At 39.8% G+C, this 13,615-nt stretch carries 8 protein-coding genes; 1 reads left to right on the forward strand and 7 read right to left on the reverse strand.

Annotation, left to right across the window (positions count from 1 at the left end; genetic code table 11):
• The first annotated feature begins 96 nt into the window (after positions 1–96).
• Entirely contained in the window at positions 97–2,340 is a 2,244-nt protein-coding gene (locus AACZ87_RS08815; RefSeq protein ID WP_339866501.1) for an ATP-binding protein, read from the forward strand.
• On the opposite strand, the gene AACZ87_RS08820 is transcribed toward AACZ87_RS08815, so the two are convergent.
• The 7 genes from AACZ87_RS08820 to AACZ87_RS08850 all read right to left on the reverse strand — a co-directional run bounded on the left by AACZ87_RS08820 (position 2,328) and on the right by AACZ87_RS08850 (position 13,598).
• On the reverse strand, positions 2,328–3,266 hold the full coding sequence (locus AACZ87_RS08820) for a tetratricopeptide repeat protein (protein WP_339866502.1): 939 nt from the start codon (positions 3,264–3,266) through the stop codon (positions 2,328–2,330). The genes AACZ87_RS08815 and AACZ87_RS08820 overlap by 13 nt on opposite strands.
• The gene (locus AACZ87_RS08825; protein WP_339866503.1) at positions 3,247–4,365 is read right to left on the reverse strand and encodes an AI-2E family transporter; all 1,119 of its coding nucleotides are present in this window, start codon (positions 4,363–4,365) and stop codon (positions 3,247–3,249) included. Before AACZ87_RS08825 ends, AACZ87_RS08820 begins: the two co-directional genes overlap by 20 nt.
• Positions 4,366–4,426: 61 nt before the next feature.
• Complete coding sequence (locus AACZ87_RS08830; protein WP_339866504.1) at positions 4,427–6,463, reverse strand: M3 family metallopeptidase; 2,037 nt, start codon at positions 6,461–6,463, stop codon at positions 4,427–4,429.
• A gap of 229 nt (positions 6,464–6,692) precedes the next feature.
• A complete protein-coding gene (locus AACZ87_RS08835) occupies positions 6,693–9,119 on the reverse strand; it encodes a zinc-dependent metalloprotease (RefSeq protein ID WP_339866505.1) in 2,427 nt (808 codons plus the stop codon).
• Positions 9,120–9,185: 66 nt separating this feature from the next.
• The gene (locus tag AACZ87_RS08840) at positions 9,186–11,183 is read right to left on the reverse strand and encodes a helix-hairpin-helix domain-containing protein (RefSeq protein WP_339866506.1); all 1,998 of its coding nucleotides are present in this window, start codon (positions 11,181–11,183) and stop codon (positions 9,186–9,188) included.
• Between the two features lie 95 nt (positions 11,184–11,278).
• Positions 11,279–12,100, reverse strand: a complete 822-nt coding sequence (locus AACZ87_RS08845) for a hypothetical protein (RefSeq protein ID WP_339866507.1) — start codon at positions 12,098–12,100, stop codon at positions 11,279–11,281.
• Between the two features lie 82 nt (positions 12,101–12,182).
• Entirely contained in the window at positions 12,183–13,598 is a 1,416-nt protein-coding gene (locus tag AACZ87_RS08850; RefSeq protein ID WP_339866508.1) for a hypothetical protein, read from the reverse strand.
• Positions 13,599–13,615: the final 17 nt, after the last annotated feature.

Here is a 13,615-nt window from a genome sequence, read left to right on the forward strand (position 1 = left end):
AAATACAAATTGCTGTATGTTTGCCTGATGTCTGGAAGGTTTTGAAATTTATAATTATATCAAGATCCCTAGGAAGTCATAGTAAGCGCTACTTCGATGCAAGAAAGAGGAATCAACAGTACATTTAAGAAATTAATTTACGAGTCATCAGAGATGGTGTTTCTTGCAGATGACACATTTCCATACCCTATTTTTTATTCCAATCGAGCATTCGAAGATCAGATTGGTTCAAGTCTGATCGAAAAAAGTCTAGTGGGACTTGGTTTGGATATCAGCAGCTTTATTTTCAAAGAGGAATTAGCGTTAAGCCATGGTGGCAATGAATATGACTTTAAGATTGAGCTTCCTCAAGACAGCTCAACAAACTATTTTTTATTTCATAATGGAAAAAAAATAAGGTCTCAAGGACAGCCAACAAGAAATGAGTTCCAGCGCTTTCTGTTAGAATCTCCAGATGCGCAAATGATTTTAAAGCCGGATGGTACAATTTTTCTTGCAAATGCAGCGGCATTAAGCCTTTTTGGATTTGATAAGAAGGATGAAAAACCAGTACATTTCAGCGAACTAGATAATATATTTTCTGATCCATATCAATGGAAAAACTGGATAAGCGCTGCAGTTTCTGAATTTAAAGTTCACAGATTCTCATCATCACTTACAAGCGCTGATGGGAATGAATTGACCTTAGAGATTGCGTCAAAGCAGTTGCTTGTGGATGGAATTCACTATGTAATGCTTTCTTTTCAAAATATCTCTGAGAAAGTCATTCTAGAGAAGAATTTGGAAGATAGCAGCAACTTCTTGATGAACCTTACTGAGCAAGTTCCCGGCGGGTTGTATCAACTAGTTCTGGATAGTGATGGCAAAATGAGCTTTTCTTTTCTCTCGAAAGGAATTGCCTTAGTACTAGGGTTAAAGCCTGACGATATTGAAAATTTCACAGATATTTCAATGGCTATTTCTAGAGTTCATCCGATGGATCTGCCGCAGGTGATTACGACCTCTATTGCATCTGCCAGGAAAGTAGAGCCTTGGCAGTGTCAGTTCCGAGTTAAATCTGATCTGAACTCAGATGAATACAAATGGATTCTGGGTGCTGCTAGACCACAAGCTCTCGAAAATGGAGATATGGTCTGGTATGGTTACTTGACAGATATTAGCAAGCAAAAGGAATTTGAAGCGACTCTAGATGAGTCGAGAAAAGTAGCTGAAAAAGCAAATCAGATCAAATCTGAATTTCTATCAATGATCAGTCATGAGCTGCGTACACCATTGAATGCGATTTCAGGATCCACTTACTCCTTAATGCAGGATGACCCATTATCGCATCAAAAATCTGAATTGGATACGATCAATTTCGCAGTCGATAACCTGATCATTATGATCAATGACTTACTAGATTTCCAGAAAATTGAAGCAGGTAAACTTACCATAGAAAAGGCACCATTTCAGCTGAATACTTTTGTTGCTCAAACAATTAAAGGTTTGTCTTTCCATGCTAGAGACAGTAAAAACAGATTGGAAGTAACCATGTCTGAAGGATTGGATATCGCAGTTTCCGGTGATAAAACACGCCTTTCTCAGGTGCTGAATAATCTAATTACAAATGCACTCAAATTCACAAATGAAGGTGAAGTTAAAGTAAAGGTAGATTTACTTGAAAGTGGAGAAGGGAAGGCCAAAATTTACTTTGAAGTAAGTGATAATGGAATAGGTATAGCTCCCGAGCATCAGGAGAAGATTTTTATGGATTTCGATCAGGTGAGACCTACTTTCAGTACCAAATATGGCGGAACTGGGTTAGGACTTTCCATCACACGAAAACTCCTGAATTTGATGGGTTCGGAAATTTCCCTCGAATCTACCGTAAATGTTGGAAGTCGTTTCTTTTTTGAGTTAGAGTTTGAAATCGCTGAAATTCAGACTCAGAATACCATTTCGATTAATGGATATTCAAAACAAAGCTCATCGCTACATTTACTTATGGCTGAAGACAACGATGTAAATGCCTTGGTCTTGGGCAAAATCATCAGTAAATGGGGCTTTACTTACGAGCGTGTTTTGAATGGTCTAGAAGCAGTGAATGCTGTAAAACAGACAAACTTCGATTGTATTTTAATGGATATTCAAATGCCTGAGATGGATGGTTTTGATGCAACATTGGCTATCAAAAAAATCACTGAAGCTCCAGTGATCGCTCTTACTGCAGCTGCAAAACTTGAAATCAAAGACCGAATAGAGGAATGTGATTTTGATGGATTTGTAGCAAAGCCAATAGATGCGACTGAGCTACAGAAAATAATTCAAGACGTGATTTTCGAAAGAAATCAGAGTGCCTGAGCCTTTTGAAGGTATTCTTTCACTAAATCCATTTCTGGATAATTCCGATTTAATTCCACCAAATACTGCAAAGCAGAGGTTTTATCTCCTTGCATCACGTAGTAAATCCCTTTGTTTCTAAGCGCAAAAGGGTTGTTTGCGTCCATTTTAATGCTTTGGTTGATCAGTGCAAGTCCTTCTTCTTCCTGATCCAGAAAGAGCAAATACAAGCCTTTATTATTGTAGAAATAGGCTTGACTCTTATCCAAAGAAATTGCTTTCTCTACAGAGTTTAATGCTTCAGAATAATTTTGTTCATCAAAATAGATCATCGATCTTAAATTATGAAGGTTTGGCTCCAGAGGGTTGATTTCCATTGCCTGTGTTAAAACCATTTTTGCTCCTTCATAATCCTTTAGATAATATAGAATGGTGGCTTGGTTTACCAATAGATCTGAATTTTCAGGATCGAGTCCAGACGCCTGCTTGAAAGCTGCTATGGCTTCAGGAAAATTTGTGAGTTTCTCTTCTACCAAACCTTTGAGAAAATAGCTTTTCCAGTTTTGGTTATCGAGGTGTACTAGTTTCTGTGCGTCTTCTCTTGCGTTATAAAATTCTCCATTATCAAGATAATTCAACCCTCGTTGGAAAAGGGCATCGTAATAATCTGGCTTGTATTTTATTGCTAGACTAAGATCTTGTATGCTTTCCGAAAGTTGGTTTAGCCGCAAGTGTGCAAGGGCTTTATTATAATAGGCGTCAGCATATGTTGAATCCATTTCAAGGGCCTCGCTATAGAATTCCATAGCCCCTTTAGGATCATTTTCTTCCATTTTTTCATTTCCTTTCAAAAGGAATCTCCCTTTCTTACTTTCATCTGAATCACATGAAAACGCGATTACTAAAAGTGCAACTAGGAAAAAGGTTTTAATCGATCTTATCTTCATTTATTTCTTCAGCTTCCTCTTTTAATGCTTGTTCTTTGTCTTCCTCTTTTTCTTCACCCAATAGAAGCGCGAATGGTTTTGTGTCATCACTAAGATCAAATATTTCTCTTAAAATTGCCATACTTGGTATAACCAAGATCATTCCAGCTACACCCCAAATGGAGCCACCTACAATCAGTCCAAGGAATGTGATAAATGCATTCAAGTTTACATTTCCTCCTACAATTTTTGGAGTGAGGTAATTGCCTTCAATCATTTGAATAACCTGATAACTAACGAGAACACCTGCAGGATAAAATAAACTGTCTTTGGTAAGGAAAGAGTAAACCATCGGGAGCATAGCTCCGAAGAAAGGACCTACGTAAGGAATTATATTTAAAATGGCTCCAAGTGTACCAAAGAAAACTGCATGTTTAATTCCTAGTAATGAAAAGGCTGTAATGTTAAGGATAGCAAGGATTCCCATTACTTTCACTACTCCTACGATGTAGTTTAAAATTACCTTTCGTAGGTTAACTATTCTGATTTTTACCAATTCAGGATCCTTGTCCTTGTAGATATGGATTAGTACATTGGTTAGGTGATTTCTATACAAGAGAAAGAAAAACATAAATACGGGAATCAACACTAATCCAGTAAGCGACCCGACTGTTTTAAGAGCAAAGTCCCCAATACTTGAGCTATGCTCATTAAGCAAATTTTTCAAGTAATCAGTATTGGCTTTTTCTTCTAAAGCTGTGTCATAGGAAAATGTTTCTAATGCCCATTGATCCACTTCAATTGCATATTCAGTAAGTCTTCCAGATACATCATCAAAGTCCTTTGTGAATTTTGCCACATTGCTGATTACAAAAGTCAAAAGTCCACCAACCATTGCTGTCATCAGAAACAGTGAAATGATACAGGAAAGTATTCTAGGGACTTTTTTTGATTCCAGCCAAATAGCTAATGGGGTAAATAGTATAGCAAAAAAACCGCCCATAAATAAGGGAACAAGCAAACTTTTCCCTACAATCAAAAAGAAAACCAGTACAATAATGAAAATCATTACTGAAAGCGCCCGAAGGTATGTAGGAAGTTTATTGCTTGTAATTTCCATTAAGGGTTGGGTTTTGATATTAATATATCTCTACAAAATATGTTTAAGTAAAGAAAGCAAATTATTCTGATATCAATCCAGCACGCTTCAGTAATGCACCCTGCTTTGGTGCTCTTCCTCGGAATCGCTTGTAAAGAAGAGATGGATGCTCACTTCCGCCAGCGGATAGAATGTTTTTCACAAAAGAATCTGCCGTGTCTTTGTCGAAAATTCCTTTCTCCTGAAAGAGTTCGAATGCATCAGCATCCAATACTTCTGCCCATTTGTAGCTGTAGTATCCTGATGAATAACCACCTTGGAAAATATGGGAAAATGAAGTGCTCATCAAGGTTCCTGGTACTTTTGGAAGTAGATCTGTCGGCTTCATTACCTCTGCTTCAAAGTTGAAAATGCTAGTAATCTCACTTGGATCTTTGCTATGATACGCCATGTCCAAGAGCCCAAAACTAATTTGTCTTAACGTCTGATAGCCTTGTTGGAAATTTGATGCTTTTTTGATTTTCTCAATTAAGTCTTCAGGGATTTTTTCTCCGGTTTCATAATGCTTCGCAAAAAGATCCAGGCATTCTTTCTCATAGCACCAGTTTTCAAAAATCTGGGAAGGTAACTCTACAAAGTCCCAAAACACACTCGTTCCTGAGAGCGATTCATATGTGCCCTTTGCCATCATTCCGTGCAGTGCATGGCCGAATTCATGGAAGAGGGTAGTTACTTCATTGAATGTCAGTAGGCTAGGTTTGGACTTGGTTGGTTTGGTAAAATTGCAGACAATAGAGACATGTGGACGTAAATCTTTTTCTCCTTGCATGCTTTGTCCTTTGTAACTAGTCATCCAAGCACCATTTCTTTTGCCTGGGCGAGGGAAAAAGTCTGCGTAGAAGACAGATAGATGTTTTCCATCTTTGTCTTTGACTTCGTATGCAGTTACGTCTTTATGATAAAGTGGGATTTCTGGAGCAGGAGTGAAGGTGATTCCGAACAGTTTTTCTGCAGTTTGAAACACCCCGTCGATTACTTTTTCCAATTGGAAATAAGGTCTCAATAACTCGTCATCTAGTGAATATTTTTCTTTCTTTAGGAGCTCAGAGTAGTAAGCGAAATCCCATTTTTTCAACTCTTCGATGCCATCTAAACTCTTTGCAAATGCCTCTAATTCCTTTATTTCTGCATTTCCTTTTGGCTTGGCCTTCTCGAGTAAGGAATCCAGAAAAGACATGACTTGGTCGGGACTTTTGGCCATGCGCTCTTCCAGTACAAAATCAGCGTGACTTTTATAGCCGAGCAATACCGCTCGGTCATGACGAAGTTTTAGGATTTTCTTGATACTATCCTGATTGTCTAGTTCATCTCCTTTAGCACATTTCGTCCCGTTTGCCATAAAGAGTGTTTCCCGCAAACCTCTGTTTTTTGCATAGGTCATCGCAGGGATATAACTAGGATAGTCCAGCGTAAACGCCCACTTGCCAGATTTGCCTTTTTCTTCGGCGATTTGCGCAGCTGCTTCTTTGATTCCTTCGGGAAGCCCTTCCAGATCAGATTCTTCGGCTACGAAATGGACAAATTTGTTAGTCTCAGCAAGAACATTCTCACCAAATTGTAATGAGACTTGAGCTAATTCCTGATCAATTTTCCGTAGCTGTTCGGCTTTGTCTCCAGTTAGTTTCGCTCCATTTCTTACGAAGGATTTGTAAGTTTTCTCTAATAAAGTTGTTTGTTCAGCAGTCAGATTTAACAGGTCTTTTTGTTCAAAAACCTTTAAGACTTGCTGGAAAAGCTCTTGATCAAGTAAAATATCATTCCCATGTTCAGTAAGAAGAGGGGAAATCTCTCTTGCCAGAGCTTGTATTTCCTCATTTGTCTCGGCGGAATTAAGATTGAAAAATATTCCGGCGATTATCCCTAGTCTCTTGCCTGCACCATCCAATGCAACAATGGTATTTTCAAAATCGGGAGCGTCTTCGGCTTTAATCTTTGAAATATCTTCCTTGGCTTCAGCTATAGCTGATTTAATTGCAGGAAGAAAATGAGTTGGGGTGATCTGATCAAAAGGGGCAGTTTCAAAGGGAGTGGAGAAATCTACCAACAATGGGTTATTCATAAATCTAAAATCGTTTGGCTAAGTAAACAGGAGCTTTCAAGATAGGTTCCATCAAATGACCTGCTTAGGTCAATTCAGTAGCTAATTTACCGATTTGGTCGATAAAGTTTGAGTAGGCCTGACATGTTTACTACTATTTTATGGTTTGTTTTTTAGTTGTCTCCCATAAAAATAAAAATGCACTTCAGCTGCGAAAGCCAAAGTGCAAGTAATCGGTGCTGATCTCAGGTTAGTAATCTAAATCACAGCTCATGGATTCCATTCCAATAGGGGAGCCATCTGGAGCTTTCAAGGTTTCCTGGACAATAAGTTCTTCTGGTAGGTCTAAGAATGCTGTTATCTTTTCAGCTAGGTAAGATTGGTGCTGGGCTCTGGTATTTGCGCCTAATGTAAGCGGTCCGCTTACAGATAGCTGTCTTAATCTCCCTCTGGCGATCGCTCTGATTGTATTGGAAACATCTGCATTTTTAGATAATACTATCAAATGATCGACATATTTGGCTTGAGTCATTAGGATTATCTCAAGGTTGAGGTCTTCATCAGGATAGTTTTTGAATAGCTGCTTCTCCATGCTTTCCAACATGTCATTCAGCCCAAAAAGATTGTTTTGTTGCAAATGTTGTAGGTAAATGCGGCTCACTCTAGACCCATCCAACATAAAGTCAAAGGTCAGGTCAACGATGGTTTCAGCCGGTGCAATTGGATCAAAAATTGGATTTACCCGCGAAACGAAAGTTTCTCTATTTCTTCCATAGCCAAATGGTCTTGGTGGAATTAATTTCAAAATATGTTCCGGCACCCGAAGTTGCTCAGGAGAAATGGTTAGAAGCAAAGACTCCAATGCTTGTTCTTGCTGGTCAGAATGTACCCATCCGTGGGTAGGTTGGTTGTCACCTTTAATCTTATACCTGTAATCCACGCCTCCCAAAAGCTTACTTGTAGCTTCTATCTGGAATCTGTGCATCATATAAAGTGGAACAAAAACCTCCTCCAGTAATGCAGTAGGCTGACCTTCAGGGATTGCATTCAGGTTAAAAGATTTCATTCTGTTTTTCCTCAGTTTTAACATCCTGGTTAATTCATCTGGGGCTGATTTTCCATTGTCCCAAAGGTGAGAAGTAGGATGTGCTCCACTTTGACTTCTAGAGTCAGCGTCTGTGATAAATTGATGTCCAGCATCGTAAGTATCTTCTAGTGTTGTCTTGAGAAAAACAGCTTCATTTTGACCTTCAGGAGCGATAGCGTATCCGTACTTAATAGCCCATTTATCCCAATCACCAATTTTGTCATCATAGGCATTGCTAAGGTCTAGTTCACCATCCGCTGTTTCTGTGATCAAAGGATATGGGTAATCCATCACAGAGGAACGATTTTCTGCCGAAGTAGCATAGCTATGCGCCAGACCAATTGTGTGACCGATCTCATGTGCCGAAAGCTGTTTCAGGCGGGCAACGGCAAGTTCAAGCATTTTCGGATTAGCAGGAGCTCCATCTTCGAATGGCTGCAAAAGGCCCTGTGCGATCAAAAAATCCTGCCTTACACGTAGCGATCCCAGGGAAACATGTCCTTTCAAAATCTCACCGGTCCGAGGATCACGTACACTGGCGCCATACGACCAGCCTCGGGTGGAGCGATGAACCCATTGAATTACATTGTATCTCACATCCATGAGATCCATTCCTTCCGGCGCTAGTTCTACCCGAAATGCATCTATAAATCCTGCGGCTTCGAAAGCCTGATTCCACCAGTTGCCACCTTCGATGAGGGCGGAAGCAACTGGCTCCGGAGTACCTCGATCGAGGTAATAAACAATTGGTTCGACTGCTTCTGACATCGCAGCGCTCGGGTCTTTTTTCTCAAGCCGATGACGGGCAATGAATTTCTTCATGATCGGCTCAGAGATAGGCGTGGTGAAGTCCATGTAAGAAATGCTTCCAAAACCAGCTCTTGGATCAAACTCACGCGGCGTATAGTTATCGTCAGGAAGTTCAATGAAGGAATGACGCTGGCGAACTGTGACGGCATCTGGCGAAGGAGTGACAGACCTTAAGTTTCCACCTGTTGCTTGGCCAGTCAAGGTGATGGTCATTTCCACTTCCGTATTTTGAGGGAAATTTTTGGTCATTGGATAGTATAACCCTGACCTACTTGCATCTGTACGAAAAGAGCCTTGACGACTTCTTGTCAGTGTCTCCGCTACTCCGTGGACATCTTGTAAGTAGAAATTCGTGGCATCGACGATGAAAGTGTCACCATCTTTTTGGGCGATCTCAAATCCCCACAAGATTGATTCTGCAAATGCATCTTTGATGGATTGGACTTCGGCTGGGTTGTCTGAATAAGCTCTGAAATCGTAATTTTTATGAACTAGGAAAAGCTTATTTCCAGATCTCCTAAATTCTACGATTCTAGTGTCTCCCAATTGGCCGCGGTCTAATCCGATGTCGTTGGACCCGACACCAGCCGTTAGTGAATTCACATAGAGGAATTCCCAATCTAGCTTATCGATTTCGAGGTATATTTTTCCTTTTTCTTCATCTAAGTAAAATGGGATAAATCCATCATTCTTACTCAATTTGCTCAAATCTAGGTTTTGACCAAACCCTGAACTCAGAGAGAAAAGTAGTAGAATGGTTAATTGTAGTGTTATTTTCATAGAATAGTGTGGTTTGATTACAAATTATCAAAAAAGCTGGCTTTGATTTATACCATTGATGGAAATTTAGCGGTGAAGCATGTATCTAATGAGTAAGGTGGTTTCAGTTTGGTGATTCCCCTTTATTTCCTGTAGTCCTGAACTGATGGTTTCCCTATCTGTATAGGTTGTCCTAGAAAATCGGCAGTAGGCTGTGATTTGAGAATTAAGTTGATATTGACCTAATAAATAATAACGCATACCTTGACCAGAAAGCGCAGGGATAGAGAAAGTCCAAAGCACATTGTTTTCAAATGCATAAAGGCGCGTGTCGTAATCCTCGGTGTCAAAAAGGGCTATCCTGCCCGTTACTCTGAATTTGCTAAAACTGTATTGGGCATCCTGAAGGATCATAAATCCCGAAGATTTTTGATCATAGTAATGTACTCTGCTGAATAAAATTCGTGATCGGAAGAAGAATGCTTTGCTTACTTGGTACTCCAGGCTGAGCAATCCATTTACCTTATTCAGTGGTTTGATGAGATAGGGGAGGGAAGGTTCACCTGAGTCCGAGAGATTTCTGTCTTTTTGTTCTTCTCTTATTTGAAAGAAAGCAGTCATATTTCTATTTGGTTGAAAGCTGATTTTAGCTAACCATTCGTAGCCTTTGGAAGGAGCGTAAACTCTGTATCGAAACCAGGGGAATTTGAAAAAATCATAGTAGGCATTTACCTTCCATTTGGGTATTGGCTTGATCTGAATACCCAGATAGACGCCTTGTTCATTGGCTGGCTTTGTACTTTCTGAGAATGAATTGCCGTAGAAACTATGGAAGTCCTTATCGTATTTTCTCCAGAGCAACGAGAAGTCGACCTGCTTGCTCAGGCTTGAAATAAATCCTACTACATTTCCTTTTCCGCCAGAATGGGAAATAGCAGACTCTCCAAAAAGAAAGAAATTTTTCCAGTTGTAGTTCAGGTAAATGCTGGCTACTTGATTGCTTTTTCCTGCAAAATCAAATTGATTATAAAGTGTTGGGTCCTTGATCCAAGCATGATCAAATTTTGTAAATAAATAAGTTGTACCGATTTGAAAGTTACTTGCAGCGTACTGCGCATTGCCTCCAAGACTAATTTCCCGAAATTGATTTTTTGTACCCAATTCACTGCTTGTGCGGTGAAGCCCACTTTGATTGAACGAACTAATCGTCAAATCTTCAGTACTGAGTGTATCTCGTGTACTAGCTGCCCTTCCATCTCTCGGTGCAAAGGAAGCTATCATGCTGCTTTGCCATTTTCCACTTTGATAAGTAAGGCCAGCTCCTCGGAAGAAACCAAATTCTAAAGCAGCAGTGTAGGGCAAAATACCAACGCTACTTCTCCGGACGGTTGGTACTGTTTCAGCCCCTTTGCCCAAGGAATATCCCGCTCCAAAAACCAGCCCTTGCCCGAACTGTGCTTGAAAATCACCTAAGGCAATTGTCTTCCATTTTCCTACATAATACTTTGTGAAGTGAAATGAAAAGAAATTAAAGCCATATCTCGCAGTTTTACCATCCCAGGTGAATTGCTCGCCAGGATCTTTGTCCAGTGTGACACCCAAACTAAAATCACGTGCATGCTGTATCCGAAATCTGAGATAGAATTCGTTTGGATCTCCTAAATAGCGACTTGAAATTTTCCCTGTGGAGCTAGTATCAGCTGGTGTGTATCCTTTGCGCGTCTCCCAGTTTCTCCGCACGCGAACAAGAAAGTAAGCCTGTTCTTCAGTAATAACTCGCTTCCAAAGGGATTGAGTTTGAGTAGAAAATCCAGAGCCTATTGTTAGGAAGGGAAGAATTTGATCGATGGTTTTCAGATCAAAACCTGGGACAGCTTGAAGTTCATAGAGTGAAATAAACGGACCGAAACGATTGCGATAAGCTATCAAACTGCTGATTTGTCTGGGATCTAGCAGGTAGCTTGCCGCTAATGTTTCGGAAGTTGCTTTATTTATATCCATGGGATTTAGATATAATTGAAGCAGTACTTCATAGATCGACTCGTAATCTAGGTCTTCATCCTGAACAGGAAAAAGGCGCTCCATAAATGATTCTAGATTTATTTCCTTTTGTGGAGGTTGCTGGGCCTTAGCATGGGTATAGAATATGGCAGAAAGGCTCATTATCAGGAGTAGCGCTTTCATTTTGTGCCAAAAGAAAAACCTAAACTTAAATGATTTGTACTTCCAAGAGCCTGATTTTGACCATAGGAATAATCTAATTTCATCCTATTTGACTCTAGACCTATACCGAAGAACAATCTACTAGGATTGCTGTTGATCCCAGTTCGAAGAAATATCCAGTCTCTAATACCATATTCAATCCCAGCTTTTACGATGGGTTTGATCTGGATGTCTTTTTCTACTTCTAGGTGAAGCTGTAGCTCGGGGATTGGAGTATAATAAATTCCTAAACTCACTCCAGTTGGCAGTCTATTTTCGGAGTCTTTTGAGATTTTGGAACGGCTAAGATTAATGATACTGGCACCAACTGAAAAATCGGGACTGAGTTCAGCCATGCCTCCTAAACTAAAAATAAGGCTGCTGCCTGTTCCAAACCCTTCTATCTGTGTTTGAAACCATTCTAATCTTGCTCCGATGCTCACAATTCCTAGCTGATTGGCGAAAGCTACCCCAAGCGATTGCTGAGAGAATAATTTACCTCCATAGCGAGTGACGCCGAATCCTAGTATTCCAGTTTTCACTTTCCAGGCACCGACCAGATCAACAGTGCTTAGCTCTTTTAATCCGAACCGACTATCGTATCCAGCAGAGATGGCAGAGTTTTCCAGTTTGGCAAGACCGCCTGGATTATTAAAATAACTCCAAGTATCCATCCCATGCACTCGAAGATTACCCATGCCTTGGCTTCTCGCGCCATGTACCTGAGTGAGCGGATCCGTTTGAGCCTGTGTAGAAAAGTACAGGAAAAGCAGGAAGCAGAAAAAAGTCAATTGCTTCATAATGGATTGGAAAAAGTCTTAACTAATTTAGTTAAAAACTTGATATTCAATCCAAAATGATGATTTTTTTATTCGGAGCTAGTTAGAATGGAGCGGAAAAGTTGAAAAAGAAATTGCCCTCCTTGCTGTTATTCATCGAGTATTCAAACCTGAAAACAGCATCGTAAAAACCAACCAAATCTATTCCGGTTCCATAGCCCATGAGGTATTTGTTGGCTAGTCGTGAGTTTTCTGGAATGTGGTTTCTGTCTTTGACATAACCATGATCGAAATTTGCACTTAAGTAAAGTCGAATAGGAATAGTATTGAATTGCTCTAATGGTATCAGGTTGGAAATGTCAATTTCCCAGTCGACAAATTTCCACCTGAAACTATTTTTATGAACGTATAGCTGCTGGCCTTCTATTACATTAAGTTCATAGCCTCGGATGAAATTTGGGTTATATCCGATTCCCCTTACTAGGGTATAAGGTTGAGTTTTACTCAAAAACCAATCGGCAGTCAGACCAGTATTGAAATGGAATTTATCTGAGATCTTGAAATATTTATTCGCCGTCAAATTCACTTCTACTTCGTCTAATTCATCAGTGAATATGATTCCATATTTGGTGATTGAGAGCTGAAGTAATTCCCCATCTGTGGCATAGGAGACATTATCTCGACGGTCGTGTCTGAAAGTATAGGTTGCAAATGCATAGCGCAGTTTGTTGCCTTCATGTTGAAAGTAATTTGGGTTTTCAGTGAGTACATCGTCACTGACCCAGGTGGAACTGTATCCCAATGTCACGAAATGATAATTGTAATAGCTTCTTCTGTAGGTATAGCGAAGTGCTGCTAAGAAGCTTTTCTTGATAATGTCTTCATTCTCATCGGTATAGAATATTTGCTTGTTGTATTCGGATTTAATCGGAATGGTCTTATTTTCCTTAAAGGTTAACTGAGCAGCGAGTCCATGTTTTTGCTTTTTGTCAATGTAAGGTTTGCTGTATTGAAGATCCAAAGCCTTTGTGAATCCTAGTTGCCCCGCAAATTTGAGCTTTTCGTTTCTCCCACCCACGTTGCTGTGACTCAGTCTAAGTCCATAATTTACCCTAGAAAAACTGTGGTCTTGGTTTGTCCACCATTCAGAAAAATTTCTATCAGCGAGCTGAAAGATGATTTGAGGAAGGATATACCAGCGTTCTTTTACGGTAATTAGGATCTCAACTTGGCTCTCCTCAGTAATCAGTGGGGTGATCTCTACTGATGTAAAAAGCCTTAGGTTGTATATTTTTTTTTGATCAGCAATTAGAATCTCTAAAAAAGTGTTCCAATCGTAATAGAAATCTGTGACGAAATCAAGCTCTCTAAGAATTACGCTTTTCTTTGTTTTTACATTCCCTACGATAAAAATATTATTAACCATTACGCTGTCTGGCGTATCTTTTTTAGCTGGAGAGTAAGAGGTGTCTACCTGTGCATAGGATTTAGTAGTCCCTAACTCTATAAAAAGAGCCATGAATAGTATAGAGAAAT

It is taken from the genome of uncultured Algoriphagus sp. (genome assembly GCF_963974365.1).
Classification (GTDB): Bacteria; Bacteroidota; Bacteroidia; order Cytophagales; family Cyclobacteriaceae; genus Algoriphagus.

What these genes read in the sequence shown, in the direction of transcription:
- AACZ87_RS08815 (WP_339866501.1), top strand. Translation starts at nt 97, where the DNA reads ATGCAAGAAAGAGGAATCAACAGTACATTTAAGAAATTAATTTACGAG.
- AACZ87_RS08820 (WP_339866502.1), bottom strand. Translation starts at nt 3,266, where the DNA reads ATGAAGATAAGATCGATTAAAACCTTTTTCCTAGTTGCACTTTTAGTA.
- AACZ87_RS08825 (WP_339866503.1), bottom strand. Translation starts at nt 4,365, where the DNA reads ATGGAAATTACAAGCAATAAACTTCCTACATACCTTCGGGCGCTTTCA.
- AACZ87_RS08830 (WP_339866504.1), bottom strand. Translation starts at nt 6,463, where the DNA reads ATGAATAACCCATTGTTGGTAGATTTCTCCACTCCCTTTGAAACTGCC.
- AACZ87_RS08835 (WP_339866505.1), bottom strand. Translation starts at nt 9,119, where the DNA reads ATGAAAATAACACTACAATTAACCATTCTACTACTTTTCTCTCTGAGT.
- AACZ87_RS08840 (WP_339866506.1), bottom strand. Translation starts at nt 11,183, where the DNA reads ATGGAGCGCCTTTTTCCTGTTCAGGATGAAGACCTAGATTACGAGTCG.
- AACZ87_RS08845 (WP_339866507.1), bottom strand. Translation starts at nt 12,100, where the DNA reads ATGAAGCAATTGACTTTTTTCTGCTTCCTGCTTTTCCTGTACTTTTCT.
- AACZ87_RS08850 (WP_339866508.1), bottom strand. Translation starts at nt 13,598, where the DNA reads ATGGCTCTTTTTATAGAGTTAGGGACTACTAAATCCTATGCACAGGTA.